This window comes from Micromonospora sp. CB01531, assembly GCF_001905095.1.
Lineage (GTDB): Bacteria > Actinomycetota > Actinomycetes > Mycobacteriales > Micromonosporaceae > Micromonospora.
Window position 1 is genome coordinate 16,493 of sequence record NZ_LWLS01000092.1, and the last position, 19,025, is coordinate 35,517.

A 19,025-nucleotide genomic window follows, 5' to 3' on the forward strand; every position below is an offset into this window, starting at 1 on the left:
AGCGTCCTGGCATCGCCGATCCCAGGACCGGTCGACGCAACCGGGCCCGTCAGGCCCACCGCAGAGTAGCGGGGTCAAACATTGTGGGCAGTTTGGATGTGTTGTGGGCGGGGACGGTGACCACGGCGATACCGTGCTCGGCGGCGAGGTGCCGGATCCGGTCGGTGATCTTTCCGCGGACCTGCTGGGACAGGCGCGTGTTCAGCGTGGGGCCCATGCCTCGCGCTTCCATCGACCGTAGGTCTTCCAGGTAGATGACGGTCGCCCGGGCGGCGATGGCCTGGTCGACGGTCCAGCGGGCGGCGGCCCACGCGAGCGCGTCATTGAGGTTGGAGCGGCGGGTGGATACGTGGCGGATCTTGCCGGCCAGCACCTCGTGTTTCGCTCTCAGCTGCTCGTCGGGGCGGCCGCCGAGCAGCCGCGCGTACTGGTCGGCCTTCGCGTGCAGCCGCTCCCTGTGGCGGCGCAGGCGGTGCTGCTTGGCCAGGACCCCGGCGGCGCGGAACTGTCCACCAGTCCCCAACGCTGTGATCCGGCCATCCTTTCCCAGTCGTAGGGCTCCGGCGCTGAGGAGGGTGTTGAGGCCCCAGTCCACACCGACCGCCACGGTGTGGCCGGTGCGGGCGGCTTTCGGCACCGGGTGCGTGTGTGCCATGTCGGCGCGGACCTTGCCGTCGGTGAGGCGGAGGGTGGGCAGGTGCAGCACCGCCGAGGCGGGAACCGTGGACGGCAGGCTGATCGGAGCCTCGACCCACGTCCAGTCCCGATACGATTGCGGATCCGGTCGTAAAGGAAGCTGCAGCCGCAGCCCGGCCCGGGTGTGGTGTCAGATATTGATGGGCTCCTCATCGGGCCTCCCGTGCCGTGCGTGGTATGTGCGCCTCCGTCGCCACCACCAGCGCAGCAACCAGAACAATCCCTTCACTGACTCCGGCAGCAGGAACGGTCCGACAGCAGTCACGACAACGAGCTGCCAGACGTGTGCATCGCCCGGATCGGCCACATGGTCGAAGACGATCAGCGCGGCCATCACTGACCAAGCGGCATCTGCCACCCAGCCGCGCACCTTGACCAGGGTGCGACGCCAACCCTTCTGTACGGGAGGATCGGGAACCTCGCCCCTGGTCACCAAGGCCATCAAGCCGCGCCAGGAACCGGCCAGCGTGTAGGCGAGCATCATCGGCAGCCTCACCAGCGCGATCCACGCAGCGAACCTCGCAGGGCTGGCGGCCACCTCACCCAGCACGCTCGGAGCGATCGAGGCCAGCACCACATACGTGACAAGGAGGAGGACGAAGTCGACGGCACACCCGAACAACGGGAGGCCCAGCATGAACAGCCAGCCCAGCCGTCTAACCTTACGCGGGCTCATCTCTGCCATGCCGATCATTGTCCGAGCGGGTGGCAAGAATCGGTAGGGAACCTCCTGCCATCGCGTTCGCCGTCGACCCGCCGCTGGGGAGAGCGAGCTGCCACCCGGCCGCTACGTCCAGCTGACCTTGACGCACGTACGGACGCTGCCGGGACAGACTGAGTCGCATCTCGTGTCACGGACCGCGACCCCGGCGGACACCGCCACAGTGGCGCAGTTGACCCAACCTCGCCCGGCACGGACCCGGCCCCCCGGGTCGGCGCCGGCCACCGGCGGCCGCCCCCTCCCTCTCCCAGGTGAGCGGTTGACCTGACCCTGAACGGCTGTGGAGCCGGCTCCTGGATGACTCGTCCGGTCTCGGGACCTGCGTGACACTCCCCGATGGGGCGCGGGCGCCGGCGCGGCCGGCCAACTGACGCACCACTGCACCGACGCACCAGAGAGGCTCCGCCTCGGACCGCCGAGCAGGCTACTTGAGCTGGACAAACAGCCTGTGGCCCAACCTCGGGCCAAGCTCACGCAGGGATCCGCGGCCCGATCTTGGCCGGCCGCCACCCGCTGCACCGATGTCCGACCGCCGTGGCGGCCGGCTGTGCCACCCAAAGTGGCTGGTCAGAACCCATGTCTGCAAAATGTGGAGCGGGCAACCCAACGTTACGCCGCTCAAAAAACTTGATGACACAAACGTCGAGAATCTGGCGGCCAAGGATCTATTCCGGCCAGGCGTAATGGCCCGCTAATGGCCCAACCCGGTGGGCGGTGGACATCTCCTAAGGTCGTTTGCCGATAGGGTCTTACCCGCGTGACCAGTCGATCTGCTCGGCGGCCAGGTCTATCCGCGCCATGCCGTCACCCCCCAGGTGCGCCGGGCGCTGGGCTTCAGCCGGTCTGGCCGGCCTTGTCGACAAACTTCGCCGCCACCCGGGTGATGGTGAACTGGACCTCGCCCCGCTTGATCCGAATGGGCCCGGTGGGCGACGTGAACGTGTGATCCTTGGCCGCCACGGAGCGGTACCCGACGAACTCGTGTGTGCCGGCATCCAGCAAAAGTTGCTCGAAGCGCCAACCCTCCTGAACCCGGCCGACCGCCACCACCGGCCGCCCGTTGACCATGACCGTCCCCGGTTCCTGAGTAGCCCCAGGAACCATGCCGATCCCCCGCCACAGCGCCGCCGCAACCGGCGGCGGGAGCACGTTGCTCTCCAGAATCATCGCGAGGCGGCCGAACAGAAGGCTGTCCATGTCATCCGACGGTTTGATGTGCGCTGGTACGCCGCCAGCCTCATGCTGCAGTTGCCCGCGGACGGCATCGAGCAGCTTGCCCGGGTCGGTGGGCAGCGCGACCGCCTCGGGGTAGCCGTTGTCCTGCGTCCACGTGTCGAACTTGCCGGTGTCGGGGTTCCATTCGGCCATCTTCAAGCCGTCGACGCTGCGCCACACCTCGGTGATCTCGTCCTGCCGCTGGCCCTTGTCCTTGGCGATCGAGCTCGGGTTGCTCTTGTGGTCCTTGACGTAGACCCACTGGTCCGGGCGGGGCGGCGTGTACGGTTGCGCGGCTGCGTACTGGGCGGCCAGCTCGAACGCGGGGGCCGGGGCGTGGTTCGACGGTGGGTTTTGCGCCGTATGTTGCGGTGTGGTGTCAGTGGGCAGGCTGCCAGCGGGCACGGTGCCGGTGTGCAGGGCCCCGGTACCGACCGCCACGGCGGCGACAGCGGCGGCCGCCAAGCCCGCGGTGGCGAAAAGGAGCCGCTGCTGCACCCGGCGGGCCGCCCCGGACTCGCGTTGGTCCCGCTGGATCTCGCTCATCAGAAACTCCTGAAGTTGGCGCTGGCGGCCGCCAGGTAGATCAACCTCCGCCAGTTCCGGCAGCAGCCGGGCCACCTCGTCACGGTCATCGCCGGCGGGCTGGTTCGGGGTCATGTCCATCAGATCTCCTGAACGAACCGGACCGCGTTGTCGCGGTCGACTGTTACCTGTCCGGGGCGGGCCGGCGGTTCCCGCCGTATCCGCTGAGGCTCCACAACACCCCCGGCGACGAGTGTGGTGAGCTTCCTGCGGGCCCGGGAGAGCCGGGAGCGGACCGTGCCCACCGGTACGTCCAGTGCTGCCGCAGCCTGCGCGTAGTCCAGGCCCGACCAAACGCACAACGCCAGCACCTCACGCTCGGCGCGCCGTAACGACCGCAGCGCCGCCACCACCCGGGCCAGCCGCTCGCGGTCGGCCAGCCGGGCGGTGACGCCCTCGGCGAAGTCCGGTTCCGGTTCGGCATCGGGTAATCGCGCCAGCGCACCCTCGTGGCGGCGCGCGGTCCGACGCACGTTGCGCGCCACGTTGGTGGCGATGCCCAGCAGCCAGGGCCGCAGCGACCCGGCCGCATCATCGATGTCGACCCGTTCGCGCAGCCGCCACGCCTCCAGGAACGTCAGCGACACCACGTCCTCCGCCGCCGACCAGTCACCGATCAGCCGGAAGGCATGGTTGTAGACGGCGCGCGCGTGCGCGTGGAACAGTTCACGGAACGCCTCAGGATCCCCCTGGCGAACCCGTTGGCGCACATTCATCTCCACACGTGATAACTGTCCGCGGCCCACGTCCCGGTTCCCGTCAGGCGCAGTGAAGGGCGCCAGCAGCCCTCGGACGAAGTCACGCGCCGGGGCGACGCGGCTCAGGCCTGCGGAAACCCTGCCCGACCGTCAACATCAGGTCGTCGAACAACACCCGCCACCGCTGCGCGTCTACCCGTCCTCCGAAGCAGTAGCACCTGCAACTTCGGCCCCCCGCACGGCCTCGCGAAATCGAGCCTATGGGTCGTTGCAGGAGAAGTGAGTTCCCGCAAATCAACAAGCTCCGCGCAGTGCTGTCCGGTCCGCCCGAACTGGCCGGAGCGCTTCTTTGAACTGGCCGGAAGATCGCTGAGGACAGCACCTCTGCACATACCGCTCCTCTGCCTCAAGCCCATCTCCGCCGTGAGTCCGCACACCGTGGAACGGGCCTGCTGCCCGACGTCAACACAACGATCCACCGTGTTGACGTCGGGCAGCAGGCCCGTTCGGCTTCGCCCGGACTCACGGTGGAGGTGGGCGGCCCCATCTCTGTCGAAGATCCCCGCCGGAGGCAACGTTCCGGGTACTGGGGCAGTCCGCAATCGGCCGGCGCGCCGGCCGATGCCGGCGCTTGCGCCGCCAGCAGGCCGAGCGCGGCCGGCGCGGCCCGCTTGCGGGCCGCCTTGACTGGACGGCCGGCACGCTGCTGGTGTCGCACAGCGTCAAGCGGATCAAGGAGCGCAATGCAGCAGCTGGCCGGGGCGCATGAAGCGGTCCGACAGGACACGTTTCCCAGAATCCCGGACCTGATGACCGCCGCACCTGTCCCCAGAGGGTGGGCGGCGAATACGGTTCCGCCGGTGGACAGCTACCTCGAGCTCGCATCCTGCCAGGGCTGGCCGGGCAATGCGCTCCGATCGCATCAACGCTCGCTGACGGATCGCCCGGCTTCGCGTGGCGTCTTGTCAACACCCACGCGCTCTACGCCGTGCGAGAAGCCCGCGTTGAGTCGCACCAAGGCGCACAGGGCGGCCTACGAGCGGTGCCGCTGTGCACCTGCCTTGATCACGTCAACGGGTAATTCATGAAGGGGTCCTGGGGATGGATGGCTATTTCGCTACCGCCCGCCACGAACGGCTGCGGGAGGAAGTCAGAGCGTTCGCGGAGGCCGAGGTGCGGCCCCGGGTACCGGAGATGGAAGCTTCCCGTGCTGTGGCGCACGAGCTTTCTCGGCTGATCGCCCGTCAGGGCTGGATCGGTGTCACGATCAGCCCCGAATACGGTGGCATGGGCCTGGGGCACATGGCGAAGACCATCGTCATCGAGGAGTTGGCGCGGGTCAGCGGTGCGATGGGCGCGATGGTGCAGGCCTCGCAGCTCGGCGTGGCCAAAATCGTCCACTTCGGCAGTGATACCCAGAAGAAGACGTGGCTGCCGGCCATATCGAGCGGTGACTGCCTGCCCACCATCGCGGTCACCGAGCCGGAGTCAGGTGGACATGTCCTCGGCATGACGGCCAGAGCGGTGCGTGACGGCGACGACTACATCCTCACGGGCCGGAAGGTTTTCGTCGGCAACAGCCACGTGGGCGACCTGCACGGCGTCGTGGTGCGGACAGGGCCGGCCTCCAAGGGGTTGTCGGCGTTCCTGGTGGAGTCGGACCGTCCGGGCTTTTCGCTGGGTCCGCACCGGCCTGCCATGGGTTTGCACGGCTTTAGCTTCGGCGAGCTGAACTTTGACGACTGCCGGGTTCCTGCGGCCAACATGCTCGGCGAGGAGGGAGACGGGCTGGCGGTGGCCTACTCGTCCAGCGTTCTTTACGGCCGTCCCAACCTGACGGCCGTCTCGCTGGGCATCCACCAGGCCGTCATGGACGAGACGGTGGCGTACGCCGCGGAACGGCACCGCTACGGCAAGCCGCTGCACGAGATACCGTCGATCAAATTGAAGATCGGGCAGATGCAGTCGCGGCTGATGACCGCGCGTCTGGCCGCGTACCACGCGGTGCACCTACTCGATCAGGGGCAGCCCTGCGACGCGGAGCTGATGAACGCCAAACTCGTCAACGTCGAATACGCGCTGGACTCGGCGCGTAACGCGATGGAGATGCAGGCGGCCAGCGGTCTGTGTACCGATCGGCCGCTGGAACGGTACGTGCGCGACGCGTACCACATCTTCGCTCCGGCCGGAACATCCGACGTGCAGATGCTCCGGCTGGGCGAGATGGCGCTGGGGCACTCGAAGGGTCAGTGGTCGCAGCGGCTTGCCGCAGCCGTGACGGCGGCTGCGGGTGCCCGCTGACTACTGCGTACGCCGGTCACGCTGGTTGATCCGCTCCACCAACTCTTGGGCGAGGGCCTTGACGGTCTCCAGTCCCGGTCGTCCCCAGGGGCGCGGTTCGGTGTCCACCACACAGATGGTGCCGAGCGTCGCACCGGTGTGGTCGATCAGTGGCGCCCCTGGGCAGGAGCGGATACCGATCCGGATTGCCGGCGAATCTCGGGTAGTCGGCGGCGGGACTGTCCATCGATCGACTGACACCGGATTCCGTCTTGTCGCCGTCCCGCGCGGCACCCCGGCCGGCGCACGATCGACACATCGACCGGCGGCCTGCCGAGCTGCGGGCAGCCTTCTCCGCAATCAAGGGTTTGGAGACAACGATGCGACCCGTCTTCCGGTTTGGCGTACATCTTGTTGAGATGGTCGTGGCGATGCTGGTCGGCATGTTCGCGCTGCGGCCGCTGTGGGCGTTGGCGTTGCCCGGCGCGATCGAGCGGACCGACGTGCGTACGCTCGCGATGGCCACCGGCATGGCCATCGGCATGGCGGTCTGGATGCGTGTACGCGGCCACGGTTGGGCCGGCATCGGCGAGATGGCCGCCGCGATGTACGCGCCGTTCATCGTGCTGCTCGTGCCGTACTGGTTCGGCGCCGTCTCCGCCGGTGTCGTCATGACCGGAGGCCACGTGCTGATGGTGATCGCGATGGTCGCGGTCATGCTGCGGCGGCGGTCGGAGTACACCCGCGGCGGGCACCGACTGCCGCGCGCCGTGGTACGCCTCGGCGCGGTGGTGCTGGCGCTGGCGGTACTGCCGGTGTCGGTCGGTGCGACGGTCGCCACAATGAACCAACGAAGCGTGTACGCGCCGCCGGCGCTTTCGCCGGGCGCCCCGGCACCGGCATCACGGCCCTTCGACCCGACGCTGCCGACCGCCGTCGTCGTGCTCGGCGCCGAGGGGGCCCACGCCGGGGACACGCTCGGACCATTCGAGGTGCTGGCCGTCACGGGACGCTTCAACGTCCTCACCGCCGCCCCGACCCCGGCACCGGTCGCCCTGACCGGCGGCCTGGACCTGGTACCCGATGTCACGTTCGAGTCCCTGACCACCCGGCTCGGCGGCCGCGCCGCAGACGTGGTCGTGGTACCCGCCATGCCGCGCACCGACGAGCCGGCGGTGCTCGACTTCCTCCGGCGGCAGGCCGACGACGGCGCGCTGATCCTCAGCGTGTGCGTGGGCGGCGAGGTCGCCGCAGCCGCCGGGGTGCTCGACGGGCACACCGCCACATCGCACTGGTACTACCTGGACGGCCTGGAAAAGGACTTCCCTGACGTGCGGTGGCAGCGCGGCGTCCGCTACGTCGACGACGGCCAGGTGATCAGCACCGCCGGCGTGCTCTCCGGCATCGACGGCACGCTACGCGTGATCGAACGCCTGACCGACACGCAGGTCGCCGCCGCTGCGGCACAGGCCGTGGGCTGGCGCCACTACTCCCCCGGAACGCCGCTGCCGATTCCCGTGCAGCGCTTCGGTCCCGGCGACGCGATCGCCGCACTGAACCAGTCCTACCGCTGGGACGCGCCAACGGCCGGGGTCCTGCTCTCGGACGGCGTCGGTGAACTCGAACTCGCCTCGCCGTTCACCACCTACACCGAGGCCGTCTACGCCGCCCGCACGCTCGCCGTGTCGCCAGGAGCCACGACCATCCGCTCCCGGCACGGGCTGACATTCGTGCCCCGCGCGACGCTCGCGGACGCACCACAACTGGACCGACTGCTGGTGCCCGGCGCGGCAGCCGCCGCCCGGCACGACGCGCCCACGACCCACGACCTCCAGCCGACGTACCTGCACGCGACACCCGGCTTCGCCTTCGACGGACCACTACGCGACATCGCCACCAACGTCGACGTCCCCTCCGCGGCGTGGCGAGCCAAACTCCTGGAGTACCCGACCGGAGACATCACCCTCACCGGCCGCGGCTGGCCCTGGGAGCGCACCCTCCGCCCGGTCGTCCTCGCGCTAGCCGGCCTGGCCCTACTCGCCGGTGGGCTGGCCGTACACCGGCGCCGGACACGCCGACCGGTGCAGCAGGACGACCACCGCGCTCCGGCAGCCGCGTAATGAGCAGTTCGAGCGGTCGGCGCATCGGGCCGCCCGACGTCATGGTGCCGCCGGAGATCCACCGCTCCCCCGCGGACGCCGTCACGTTCGGGTTGCTCGGCCCGTTCGTCATGCTGGTCCAGGGCCGACCCGTGCCCGTCCGCTCGCCCAAGCACCGGACGCTGCTCGCCGCGCTCCTACTGGGAGGCGGCCGCGTCCTTCCGGTCCGGCACCTCGTCGACGCCCTGTGGGACGGCCGCGAGCCGGACAGTCCGCGACGTGCGGTCCAGCTCACGGTGGTGCGGCTTCGCGCGCTCCTCGACGCGGCCGGCTGCGCCGGCGTGATCACCACCAGCGCCGACGGTTACCGGATCGAGCTGCCAACGGAGTCCCTCGACCTCAACCGGTTCCGACGATGCCTCGACGACGCCGATCGGGCGGCGAACCGGCCGGACCTCGTCGCGGAGGCCGCGGCGCTGCGGCGAGCGCTGTCCCTGTGGCGCGGCGAACCGCTGGCCGACGTCCCCTCCGAGACGCTGCACCGACTGCACACGCCGGGTCTGCGTGCGCAACGGCTACGCGTACTCGAACGGTGCTTCGACACCGAACTGCGCCTCGGACGCCATCGTGAGGTGGTGGAGGAACTGTTCGAGGCGACGACCGCGCACCCGTTGCGCGAGCGGCTGCGGGCGCAGCTCATGACCGCGCTGCACTGCGACGGTCGACGCGCGGACGCGCTCGCCGCGTATCACACCGGACGCCGGCACATGGCCGAGCAACTGGGCATCGATCCCGGCGAGGAACTGCAGCGCCTGCACGCGTCAATCCTCGACGGTCTCCGGTCCCGCACCAGCGGCGCGATTCTGCCGCCTGCGGTCCCGCGTCAGCTACCGGCCGACGTATCCGGGTTCACCGGACGGATGGCGGAGCTCGCCGAACTGGATGCCATGGTCGCCGGGCACGACCCACGCGAGCCGCAACCGGCGCCCGTCGTGGTGGTCACCGGCGCGGCGGCCGTCGGCAAGACAGCGCTGGTGCAGCGCTGGGCGCGACTTTCGGCCGACCGGTTTCCGGACGGCCAGCTCTGGGTCGACATGCGCGGCCACCAGAAGAACCCGATATCGCCGGGCAACGCACTCGGCCGGTTCCTTCGGGCGCTCGGTGCACCGGACGAGGTGATTCCACCCGATCCAGACAGCCGGGCTGGGCTGTACCGAACCTTGATGGACGGCCGACGGGCCTTGGTCGTGGTCGACCACGCTCGCAACGCCGAGGATGTCCGGCCGCTGCTTCCCGGCGGGCCCGGCAGCGCCGTCCTTGTCACGAGCCGTGACCGGTTGGCCGGTCTGGTCGCGGCGAACGGCGCTCGCGTCCTGCCCCTGAACAAGCTCGACGGCGGGGAGGACCCATGAACCGCGGCGACCTGAGCTTCGGTCTGCTGGGACCGCTGGCCGTGCGCTCCACCACACACGGTCAGCTGCACATCCGCTCGCCGAAGCACCGGATCCTCCTCGCCGCGCTCCTGCTCGCGCCCGGGCAGGCCGTGCCGGTCGCCAATCTCGCCGAGGCCGTCTGGGGCACGCGTCCGCCGGCGAACGCGAGACGTGCACTGCAATTGCACGTGTTGCGGGTGCGCGCCTTGTTCATGGAGGCCGGGCTCGCTCCGGTGATCGCAAGAGACGCCGGCGGGTACCGCATCGACATCGACGCGAACGCGGTCGACGCGTGGTCGATCACGCGGCTGGTGGACGAGGCGGACGCGGCAGCCCGTCGCACGGATCCGCAAAACGAACTCGCCGCGCTCAGCCGGGCGCTGGACCTGTGGCGCGGTGAACCGCTGTGCGACGTGCCGTCGGACCTGCTGCACGGCAGGTATGTCCCAGTCCTCGACGAGCAGCAACTACGCATCGTCGAGCGGTACCACGACGTCGGCCTCCAGCTGGGCCGCTTCGACGAGACGGCCGAGTCCGCTTTGCGCCATCTAGCGCGGTACCCGCTTGCCGAGCCGTTGTGGCACCAGCTCATCACGGCGTTGCACAGCAGTGGCAGGCGGGCGGACGCGCTGCAGGCATACCACCAGGCTCGGCAACAGCTGGCCGCGGACCTCGGCGTCGGCCCCGGGCGCGCGTTGCAGCGGCTCTACGCGAGCGTGCTGTCCGGCCACAGCGCGACCGCTGACCTGGCCGGCCCGCCGGACGTGCCGCGGCAACTGCCGAATGCGATCGCAGGGTTCGTCGGGCGCTCACCAGAACTGCGGCAGCTCGAGGCACTGATCGACAGGAGTGACCGGCAGCCGGCAGTAGCGGCGCTGACCGGCATGGGAGGCATCGGCAAGACCGCACTGGCGGCCCACTTCGCCCGCCGCGCCGCGGACGCCTTCCCGGACGGCCAGCTCTGGATCGACCTGCGCGGGTACGACGCTCGGCCAGCCCTCACACCCACGCAGGCGTTGACGATCCTCCTGCGGTCGCTCGGTGAGCAGAGCTCGCAGATGCCCACCGACTTGGACGGCCTCACCGAGCGGTACCGGTCGGTCATGGCCGACCGGCGTGCGCTGATCGTGCTGGACAACGCCCGAGACGCCGGCCAGGTGCGTGCGCTGTTGCCCGGCGGATCGCCGAGCCTCTTGCTCATCACAAGCCGTCACATGCTCAGCGACGTGGTGGTCCGCGCCCGAGGGCAAGCGCTCCGCTTGGAACCCCTCGATCGGCAGGAGGCGCGTGCACTGCTCACCGCCCGGCTCGGCGCCGACCGGGTGGACGGCGAGCCCGAGGCGGTCAACGGCATCGTCGACGTGTGCGGGGGCCTGCCGTTGGCGCTGGCCATCGTCGCTGCCCACGGGGTGGCCTGTCCCACCGCACCGCTGGCGGATCTACCCAGGCAGTTGCAGGCAGCCGACGCCGACCTCGACCGGTTCTCCAGCACCGACGTGCGGGCCGATGTCCGCACAGTGCTGTCCTGGTCCTACCAGGCCCTTGGACCCCAGGCGGCGCAACTGTTTCGTCTCCTCGGGCTCCATCCGAGCCCGGCCATCCGCGAGGCGGCAGCCGCGGGCTTGGTCGAGGCAGGGCCGGCCGGGGTGCGACCGCTGCTTGACGAGCTGGTCGCGGAGCACCTGATCGCCGAGCCGCAGCCGGGCAGTTTTGTAATGAACCGGCTGGTCCATGCGTACGCGGTCGAGCTGGCACGGGCCTTCGACAGCGCCCGACGGCGCGTCCTGGCGCGGTACGGCCTCCTCGACCGCCTCGCCCGGCACGGGCGAGCTTCCCTCGCCCCCGACGACGGGCGACGATGGTCGGTATGGGAGTGAGTGTGGACGCGCGGCCCAGCCTTCAGGGCGCGGGCGAGGGTGCTGGCCGACTCTGGGACGCCTATTTCGCGGCGGTCTTCGCCCTGACACTGGCAGCCGTGGCGTTGTCCGAGGCGTCCGCCGCCCGGCGTTGGCTCGCCGCCATCACGCTGGGTGCGATCGCGACGCTGTACCTGGCGTACGGGCGCGGCCTGGCGCGCCGGGGCACCACAGACAGCCGCGCCGGTGGCTTCCTCGCGGCAGTGCTGGTGCTGTTCCTCGTGGCGCTCACCGGAGCGGCGCCGAGCTCGTTCCTGCTGTTCGCGATCTGCCCGCTCGTCTTCCGCATGTTGCCGATGTGGCCGGCCGCCGCCGTCACCACACTCGCCAACGCCCTGCCGGCGATCGTCGCGATCCAGCGTGAGGGCTTCGCCGGGCAACTGCACACCCACCTGCTGCCGATGGCGGTCGGTGGCGCGATCCTGTCGCTGGGGCTCGGCCTGTGGATCCGGGAGGTGGTGCGCCGCAGCCGCGAACGGGCGGACCTCATCGTGCAGCTGGAGCAGTCCCGGGCCGAGGTGGCCAGACTCTCGCACCAGGCCGGTGTCGCCGCCGAACGGGCCCGCCTCGCCGGGGAAATCCACGACACGCTCGCGCAGGGCTTCACCAGCATCATCGCGCTGCTGCAGGCCGCCGGCTCCGATCTTGACGACCTGGAAAGCAACCCGGACGGTGACCGGGCCCGGCACCGGATAGACGTCGCCGTGCGCACGGCTCGGGAGAGCCTCGCCGAATCCCGGGCGCTCGTGGCCGCGCTCGCGCCGGTCGCCTTGGACGCCGGCCCGCTCGACGAGGCGGTCCGAGACCTCGTCGCCCGGCTGGGTGAGCAGACGCTGATCCGCGCGTCCTACCGGCTGTCCGGCACGGTACGGCCGCTGCCGACCGCGGTCGAGGTCGTCCTGCTGCGCGCGGCTCAGGAGGCGTTGGCGAACGTCCGCCGGCACTCGTTCGCGTCCGAGGTTTCCGTAACGCTCGGGTACAAACCGGACGCCATACGGCTGGTCGTGTCGGACGACGGGCGCGGCTTCGACCCCGCCTCCGCCAGTGGCGGGTTCGGGCTCCGCAGCATCCGCACCCGGACCGACGAGGTGGGCGGGACGCTGACCGTGCAGAGTGGCCGGGACGCCGACCAGGGTACGACGCTCACACTGGAGGTGCCGCAGTGATCAGGGTGCTGCTCGTCGACGACCACCCGGTGGTCCGTGAAGGCCTGCGCGGAATGCTCGAGGCCGAACCCGACCTCACCGTGGTGGGTGAGGCCTCCTCCGGTACCGAGGCGGTGCGGCTCGCCACCGACCTGGCGCCGGACATCGTCCTGATGGACCTGCGTATGCCGGGCATGGACGGCGTCGCCGCCACGGCGGAGATCGTGGCCGGGCCCGCGCCGCCGCGGGTGATGGTGCTGACCACCTACGAGTCCGACGCCGACATCCTGCGCGCGGTCGCCGCCGGCGCCACCGGCTACCTGCTGAAGGACGCAACGCGGACGGACCTGGCCGGCGCGGTGCGCGCCGCCGCCCGCGGCGAGACCGTGCTGGCCCCCTCGGTGGCCACAAAACTCGTCCAGCAGGTGCGTTCCCCGGCCCAGCCGCCACTGTCGGCACGCGAGATCGACGTGCTCCGGCTGGTCGCGCGGGGCCTGACCAACGCGGAGATCGGCACGGCCCTGTTCATCTCGGAGGCCACCGTCAAGACCCACATGTACCGCGTCTTCACCAAGCTCGACGTCACCGACCGCACGGCGGCCGTGACCACCGCCATGGCCCGCGGCCTCCTCCAGTAGGCACCGAGAAGACCATCATGGCCACTATTCGTTCCAGTTCGGCGAGGGGGAGTTTGCTGCTCACCGGCGGGTTGCACGGCTTGGTCAGGACGCTCGGTCCGCGGGTGCGCGCCGACGCCGACGGGCAGCGTTCGACCTGCAGTTCACCTGCGGACGACACTCGGGTCGGCCGTCGCGGACGAGGGCGACGTGGTCAGGGGCGGCCGTTGAGCGAGTCGAGGAACCGCTGCTCGAACGCCTCGGTGTTGACGTCGAAAGCCGCATGGACCCGGCTGCCGGCCGGGGAGACCATCGTCCGGCCCGACTGCACGCCGTCCTGGACCACGTCCACGCGCGCGTCGCGGAACGGCGCGAGTTCCTCGTGGACCAGGGCAACCGCCGCCGCGGCGTCCCACCAGTACATGATGCCCAGGTCGATCAGCGCGAGCAGGTCCGGCTGACTGGCAATACGGTACGCCAGGCGGGCACCAGGTGCGTCCTGATTCGCGGCAAGCCGGGCGATAAACGTCCGCGTGATGGGTACGGACGCGGTGGCGTCCAGCGGGACCAGATACACGCTGCTGGAAAGAGCCTTGCGGAGCACGGTGCGGGCCGAGACGGGATCGAGCCACATATTGAATTCCTGCGAGTTGTCGAACCCGGGAAGTGCCGAGCCGTACAGGTTGCCCGGGACCTCCAGGGCACCGCCCATGATCTGTATGCGGCCGATCCGCGCCGCGACACGCGGAACGCAAAGCGCGGCGGCCAGATTGGTCAGCGGGCCGGTGGCCACGACGGTGACGGGCCGCGCGGAATCCAACACAGTGCGGCAGATCAGGTCGGGCGCCGACATGGGCGCTCGGTACCGGGGCAGTGACGCATCGCCCAACGCCCCGGTCAACACGTTCTCGATCGTCGCCACCAGCTCGGGAGGGGCGGGATGGACACCGGCATCGGTCGCTCCTTCGGCGACCGGTACCTGCGGGAGACCGCACTGCTCCAGCACGCTGCGCGCATGCCGGAGGGTCCGCTCGGGATGGCCGAATCCGTTGTTGGCCACGGTGACGGCGCGGAGATCGATCCGTCCGAGCTTGTGCTCCTCGCAGAGGTAAGCCAATGTCGAGGCGTCATCGAAGTCCATGTCGCTGTCGTAGATCACCGGAACCGGCTGGTCATCGGGAATCGACGCGGGTGCGGCCTCCGACGCCGCCGCATGGCCCAGACTTCCGCCGAGGACCGCCGACCCCAGGACACCCAGCGCCGATCGCCGTGTCAGCCTCATCGTTGCTCCTCGTATCAGTCGGCTGGTTGGACCCGGAAGGAGTGTCCCGTACGGCTGCTTCAGATGGCCTTCAGCGGGCCTGGCCTGTACCTCCGGTGGGGCTACTGCTGCTGGGGCCCGGACCTCGCGGGAAGGCCGCGCAGCGCGGGGCGGCGGTCCTTGCGACCATCTGCTTGTTTTCCTGATCAGGAAACGCCGAGCGGACCGATGGCGCCGGCATCACCCGAAGGCCCGGGACCCTGCTGGAAGGCAATCTGAAGCGGCCGGATGGCACGGTGTATCGCGGGCCTCAAAGCGCCGGCAGCGTTCACTGGGCGCACGACTGAAGAAAGGAAAAGGACGCAATGGACACTACCGCGCTCCGGCACGCCTACCGTGCGCTGCTGGATGCTGCGGCCGCAGTGGCGGACTCCGGCCACCGGAGCCCGCCGGCCGGCGAGTGGAACGCGGACCAGATTCTGGCGCACGTCACCCTCATCAATGCCGCCACCATCACCGCTGCTTCCGCTGTCGCTGGGGGAGCGAACACGACCTACGACAACCGCATAGCTCTCGACACCTGGACCATCGAACGCGTCATCGCGCTCGCCGGCGGCAACGTAGGGCTCCGGGGGCGCATCCGCCTCCAAGGAGACGCCCTCTGCGCACTCGGCGGACCGGCGTTGAGTGAGGCCGAACTCGACACACTGGTGCCCGCCCGGCTCCTTTCCAGGGACACACTCCTGGTCGATCAGCCGCTGCCGCTGAGGGACAGCATCACCGGCCTCGCAGAAGTGGAACTGCCCGGACCCACGAAACAACTCCTAGCCCTTCTGCGGGACGGCCGCGGCGCCGAAATCACAGCGTGATCCTTCAGCCTGCAACGACGGGCAGGCAGTGGTGCCCGGGTGTGGGCGTGACTGTCGCCCGACGCCAGGTCAAGGGCAGCTGGTCCTAGCCCGGAGCGCATCTCGTGCGCCGCCCCTGGGGATCCGCACGTGGATGGCAACAACGACCGTGGCTCCGTTGGCCGAAGAAAGGGAGATCTTGATGAATCAGCGCAAACGGTTCGGGGATTGGCCGCTACGGCTGCTAACCGCAGCTGTAGCCGCCGTTGTGGTGCTCCCGGTCGGGCTCGCTGCGCACGCTCAGATTCGGGGTCGGGCGCAGCCAGTGCCCGAGCAGCCGGTGACCGGCTGGGTCAGGCACAACGCCGCGACGCTGAGCAGCATCGACCCCGCTGCTGCGCTCGACGACCTGGCGCCCGTTGGGCGGTCGGTCGGCGATGCGGAGATCGTCGGGTTGGGCGAGTCGATGCACGGGACGGCAGAGGAGACCAGACTCAAGCATCGGGCCTTGCGTTTCCTGGTCGAGCGGATGGGTTTCCGCTCGATTGCCTGGGAGGAACAGTGGACGACCGGGCCCGTCGTCAACGAGTACATCCGTTTCGGCCAAGGTGATCTGGACACGGTGATGGCCCGGCTGGGCCCCCAGTGGCAGACGCGTGAGGTCGCGGATGTGCTGCGGTGGCTGCGTGACTTCAACGCCGGCCGTTCCGACAAGGTGCATTTCGTCGGTGTCGAGTACTACTGGACGTGGCTCGAGGCATACGACGCGGTCGACGCCTATGTCGCCCGTGCCGCTGCCCAGCGGCTGCCGGAGCTGCGCAGCCACCTGGGCAAGATCCATCCCGCTCCCGGCTCGACTGTTTTGGAGCACTTCCAGAAGTACCAGGCGGAGCCGGACAAGGAGCCGTACATCCGCCAAGCCCACGAGGTGTACGACCTGGTCGCTCGCCTGCCGCACCAGCCGGGGGACCGTGCTCACGCGCTGGCGCTGCACAACGCCAGGCAGATCGTCTCGTTCTACGAGCACTACAACCTGTCAGCCGATGATGCCCTCGTTTACCGGGACGCTCACGCGGCCGAGAACCTGAGGTGGTGGCGCGAGTTCAGCGGTGACAAGATCGCCTACTGGGCGGCGAGCCCGCACACCGCCAACGCCCCGCAGCTACGCATGGGCGCACCAGGCCAGACGGACAAGCGCTTCCCGAGCGCGGGTTCGCACCTGCGACGCTGGTACGGCCAAAAGTACCGGTCAATTGGCTTCACCTTCGACCACGGCACCGTGAATGCCTTCGGCACCATGGCTCCCATGCCACCACCCGCGGCGGGCTGGTTCGAGCAACCCCTCGGCAGGGTCGGCGTCGGCCAGTTCACGCTGGACCTGCACACGGCCGCCCCGCCGCCGGTCCGTAACTGGCTGGACGCCCCCATCAAGACCCGTGGCCTACCCGACGGCGGCCCGGATGCGTTCATGGACGGTGGCACCCTGCGCCAGTGGTTCGACGTGATCGTCCACCGCCAGGAGGTGACTCCCGCACAACCAGCCTGACCACCACGGCAAGGTGCCGCCGCCGGTCACCGGCGGCGGCACCTCAAGGGCCCCGCACGGCCTCGCGAAAGCGAGCCTATGGGTCGAGGCAGGAGAAGTGAGTTCCCGCAAATCAACAAGCTCCGCGCAGTGCTGTCCGGTCCGCCCGAACTGGCCGGTCAGATCGCGCTGCTTTGAACTGGCCGGAAGATCGCTGAGGACAACACCTCTGCACATACCGCTCTGCCTCAAGCCCATCTCTGTCGAAGATCCCCGCCGGAGGCAACGTTCCGGGTACTGGGGCAGTCTGCAATCGGCCGGCGCGCCGGCCGATGCCGGCGCTTGCGCCGCCAGCAGGCCGAGCGCGGCCGGCGCGGCCCGCTTGCGGGCCGCCTTGACTGGACGGCCGGCACGCTGCTGGTGTCGCACAGCGTCAAGCGGATCAAGGAGCGCAATGCAGCAGCTGGCCCGCGAACCTGCTTGGTGGTCAGCGAACTCAAGACGCGGCGCTCCCGGCGAACCCTGTACCTCACGCCCCAGCTGGTGGAGCTGCTGCGCCGGCAGGGCTCGGCACGCGGTGCTCGACCGGCTCCACGAGCAGGACAACAAGCGCGGCCGGCGGGTGGAGTACTCCCTCGGCTGGTCGATCGGCGAGGCCGAACGCGTCGCCATCACCGCCCTGCCCGCCCAGGCGTGGTCGCCGGCGATCGACGCCGACGGCGGTGTGCGCGACGGCGCCGCCGTCGCCGAACTGACCGGCCTGCTGCCCCTGCCCGGCTGGCCGGCCGGAATGCGGTCATCGTCCGGCGGGAACGCCCCCACCCGGGCGCCCAACTGACCCTGTTCGAAGACCGGGACGGTTGGCGCTACACCGCGTTCGTCACCAACACCGCGGTAGGTGTCTTGCAGTGGTTGGAGGCCCGCCACCGGGCCCACGCCCGGGTCGAGGACCGGATCCGCTGCGCCAAGGACACCGGCCTGCGCCGGCTACCCTCCCGCGAGTTCGCCATCAACGCCGCCTGGTGCACCGCCGCCGCGATCGCCGTCGACCTGATCGCCTGGCTGCAGCTCATCGGCCTCGACGGCGACCTGGCCAAAGCCGAACCGAAACGACTGCGCGACCGGATCCTGCACACCGCCGCCCGCCTCGTGCACGGCCAACGCCGCCGCTGGCTACGCATCCCCGCCACCTGGCCCTGGGCCGAACAGATCACCACCGCGTTCAACCAGATCACGACCATCCCCGCCCCCGGCTGACCAACACAGCCGCTGCCCCAACAACCCGGAGGACCCCAGGAGACCACGCCCACCGCCGCGACAGACGGCCCACCACCATGCCCGGAACCACACAATATCGATCAACAGCGATCAGGAGTGCCGGGCCGAAGGAGCCGGCGTCAGGCGCGAATCATCGAGGTTAGCTGTTTGCCTTAATGATTGTGCCCCGGGCACAGGACCGGGGCACAATCATCACTGACGCGAAATATTACTCAACGCAGACGGTATTATTGCCGTTCGCAAGGAACCTCAAGGCGCTGCAAGAACTGGAAAACGAGTTTCAACCAACTCCAGAGAGTCGATGATCGAAGGCAGGTTCGTCTGATCGAGTCCGTCGATGACAAAGCACAACCTATTGCGGCCGCCAGGGCGATCGCAAGCCTGGCCCGATATATCGATTCGCCCTCCAGCCTTCATACGGAAGACCAAGGAAAGCCATCCTTCCATCGACTCCAGTACAGCCTCTCCTTCGAGGTCATGATTCAGCCGTTCCAGTCCCTCTCGTAAACCCCTTAGCTCCTCCGCACGAATGGACGCACCAACCTCTCCCGTAAAGCTGTCAACGCTAATGGTTACTGGAGTAATGAGCCAGTTCCCATCCCAATAGTCGCTCGCACCGGGGTGAAGGCGACCCAGGGCTCGGATCAGGAGGTAGGAGCTGTCCCGATCTCCAATCAGCACCTCGGCCCTTTGTTCAGGCTGGCGCAT

Annotated in this window: 15 protein-coding genes and 1 pseudogene; 9 read left to right on the plus strand and 7 right to left on the minus strand. The window is 69.4% G+C overall.

Annotation, left to right across the window (positions count from 1 at the left end; translation table 11 throughout):
• Positions 1-49: 49 nt before the first annotated feature.
• From A6A27_RS27670 to A6A27_RS27685, 4 genes are all read right to left on the minus strand, one after another.
• Complete coding sequence (locus A6A27_RS27670) at positions 50-706, minus strand: hypothetical protein (protein ID WP_198940477.1); 657 nt, start codon at positions 704-706, stop codon at positions 50-52.
• Between the two features lie 120 nt (positions 707-826).
• Positions 827-1,381, minus strand: coding sequence for a hypothetical protein (locus A6A27_RS27675; protein WP_241825493.1), 555 nt, complete (start codon positions 1,379-1,381; stop codon positions 827-829).
• Between the two features lie 870 nt (positions 1,382-2,251).
• Positions 2,252-3,298 (minus strand): CU044_5270 family protein, encoded by a 1,047-nt coding sequence (locus tag A6A27_RS27680; RefSeq protein WP_073837577.1) that lies wholly within the window; start codon positions 3,296-3,298, stop codon positions 2,252-2,254.
• Positions 3,298-3,933 carry an RNA polymerase sigma factor gene (locus tag A6A27_RS27685; RefSeq protein WP_073837596.1) on the minus strand — a complete coding sequence of 212 codons (636 nt, stop codon included), beginning with the start codon at positions 3,931-3,933 and terminating at the stop codon, positions 3,298-3,300. The genes A6A27_RS27680 and A6A27_RS27685 overlap by 1 nt, the downstream gene beginning before the upstream one ends.
• 1,083 nt (positions 3,934-5,016) lie before the next feature.
• Between A6A27_RS27685 and A6A27_RS27690 the strand changes: the two genes are divergently transcribed.
• A complete protein-coding gene (locus tag A6A27_RS27690) occupies positions 5,017-6,216 on the plus strand; it encodes an acyl-CoA dehydrogenase family protein (RefSeq protein ID WP_073837578.1) in 1,200 nt (399 codons plus the stop codon).
• On the opposite strand, the gene A6A27_RS27695 is transcribed toward A6A27_RS27690, so the two are convergent.
• Positions 6,217-6,489 carry a GAF domain-containing protein gene (locus A6A27_RS27695; protein ID WP_338013313.1) on the minus strand — a complete coding sequence of 91 codons (273 nt, stop codon included), beginning with the start codon at positions 6,487-6,489 and terminating at the stop codon, positions 6,217-6,219.
• 125 nt (positions 6,490-6,614) lie between these two features.
• Between A6A27_RS27695 and A6A27_RS44525 the strand changes: the two genes are divergently transcribed.
• From A6A27_RS44525 to A6A27_RS27720, 5 genes are read left to right on the plus strand one after another with little or no spacing between them, the layout of a single operon-like run.
• Positions 6,615-8,315 carry a DJ-1/PfpI family protein gene (locus tag A6A27_RS44525; RefSeq protein WP_198940478.1) on the plus strand — a complete coding sequence of 567 codons (1,701 nt, stop codon included), beginning with the start codon at positions 6,615-6,617 and terminating at the stop codon, positions 8,313-8,315.
• Positions 8,315-9,706, plus strand: a complete 1,392-nt coding sequence (locus A6A27_RS27705; RefSeq protein ID WP_073837580.1) for an AfsR/SARP family transcriptional regulator — start codon at positions 8,315-8,317, stop codon at positions 9,704-9,706. Before A6A27_RS44525 ends, A6A27_RS27705 begins: the two co-directional genes overlap by 1 nt.
• Positions 9,703-11,604 (plus strand): AfsR/SARP family transcriptional regulator, encoded by a 1,902-nt coding sequence (locus A6A27_RS27710; RefSeq protein WP_073837581.1) that lies wholly within the window; start codon positions 9,703-9,705, stop codon positions 11,602-11,604. Before A6A27_RS27705 ends, A6A27_RS27710 begins: the two co-directional genes overlap by 4 nt.
• Complete coding sequence (locus A6A27_RS27715; RefSeq protein ID WP_073837582.1) at positions 11,595-12,809, plus strand: sensor histidine kinase; 1,215 nt, start codon at positions 11,595-11,597, stop codon at positions 12,807-12,809. The genes A6A27_RS27710 and A6A27_RS27715 overlap by 10 nt, the downstream gene beginning before the upstream one ends.
• Positions 12,806-13,426: a response regulator transcription factor gene (locus A6A27_RS27720; protein WP_073837583.1), complete on the plus strand. Its 621-nt coding sequence runs from the start codon at positions 12,806-12,808 to the stop codon at positions 13,424-13,426. Before A6A27_RS27715 ends, A6A27_RS27720 begins: the two co-directional genes overlap by 4 nt.
• A gap of 193 nt (positions 13,427-13,619) precedes the next feature.
• Here A6A27_RS27720 and A6A27_RS27725 read toward each other — a convergent pair whose 3' ends face one another.
• Positions 13,620-14,687, minus strand: coding sequence for a nucleoside hydrolase (locus tag A6A27_RS27725; RefSeq protein ID WP_073837584.1), 1,068 nt, complete (start codon positions 14,685-14,687; stop codon positions 13,620-13,622).
• A gap of 344 nt (positions 14,688-15,031) precedes the next feature.
• Here A6A27_RS27725 and A6A27_RS27730 point away from each other — a divergent pair, with 344 nt between their 5' ends.
• The 3 genes and pseudogenes from A6A27_RS27730 to A6A27_RS47735 all read left to right on the plus strand — a co-directional run.
• The gene (locus tag A6A27_RS27730; protein ID WP_073837585.1) at positions 15,032-15,535 is read left to right on the plus strand and encodes a hypothetical protein; all 504 of its coding nucleotides are present in this window, start codon (positions 15,032-15,034) and stop codon (positions 15,533-15,535) included.
• A gap of 304 nt (positions 15,536-15,839) precedes the next feature.
• Entirely contained in the window at positions 15,840-17,060 is a 1,221-nt protein-coding gene (locus tag A6A27_RS27735; protein WP_158074083.1) for an erythromycin esterase family protein, read from the plus strand.
• A 544-nt stretch (positions 17,061-17,604) separates the two neighbouring features.
• A pseudogene (locus tag A6A27_RS47735) lies at positions 17,605-18,296 on the plus strand (transposase); the annotation flags it as partial.
• 270 nt (positions 18,297-18,566) lie between these two features.
• Here A6A27_RS47735 and A6A27_RS27745 read toward each other — a convergent pair.
• The gene (locus tag A6A27_RS27745; protein ID WP_073837598.1) at positions 18,567-19,025 is read right to left on the minus strand and encodes a WapI family immunity protein; all 459 of its coding nucleotides are present in this window, start codon (positions 19,023-19,025) and stop codon (positions 18,567-18,569) included.

Bases quoted from the DNA above. Each gene is read 5' to 3' on its own strand.
- A6A27_RS27675 (WP_241825493.1), bottom strand. From the start codon at position 1,381: ATGGCAGAGATGAGCCCGCGTAAGGTTAGACGGCTGGGCTGGCTGTTC.
- A6A27_RS27680 (WP_073837577.1), bottom strand. From the start codon at position 3,298: ATGGACATGACCCCGAACCAGCCCGCCGGCGATGACCGTGACGAGGTG.
- A6A27_RS27685 (WP_073837596.1), bottom strand. From the start codon at position 3,933: ATGAATGTGCGCCAACGGGTTCGCCAGGGGGATCCTGAGGCGTTCCGT.
- A6A27_RS27690 (WP_073837578.1), top strand. From the start codon at position 5,017: ATGGATGGCTATTTCGCTACCGCCCGCCACGAACGGCTGCGGGAGGAA.
- A6A27_RS44525 (WP_198940478.1), top strand. From the start codon at position 6,615: ATGGTCGTGGCGATGCTGGTCGGCATGTTCGCGCTGCGGCCGCTGTGG.
- A6A27_RS27705 (WP_073837580.1), top strand. From the start codon at position 8,315: ATGAGCAGTTCGAGCGGTCGGCGCATCGGGCCGCCCGACGTCATGGTG.
- A6A27_RS27710 (WP_073837581.1), top strand. From the start codon at position 9,703: ATGAACCGCGGCGACCTGAGCTTCGGTCTGCTGGGACCGCTGGCCGTG.
- A6A27_RS27715 (WP_073837582.1), top strand. From the start codon at position 11,595: ATGGGAGTGAGTGTGGACGCGCGGCCCAGCCTTCAGGGCGCGGGCGAG.
- A6A27_RS27725 (WP_073837584.1), bottom strand. From the start codon at position 14,687: ATGAGGCTGACACGGCGATCGGCGCTGGGTGTCCTGGGGTCGGCGGTC.
- A6A27_RS27730 (WP_073837585.1), top strand. From the start codon at position 15,032: ATGGACACTACCGCGCTCCGGCACGCCTACCGTGCGCTGCTGGATGCT.
- A6A27_RS27745 (WP_073837598.1), bottom strand. From the start codon at position 19,025: ATGCGCCAGCCTGAACAAAGGGCCGAGGTGCTGATTGGAGATCGGGAC.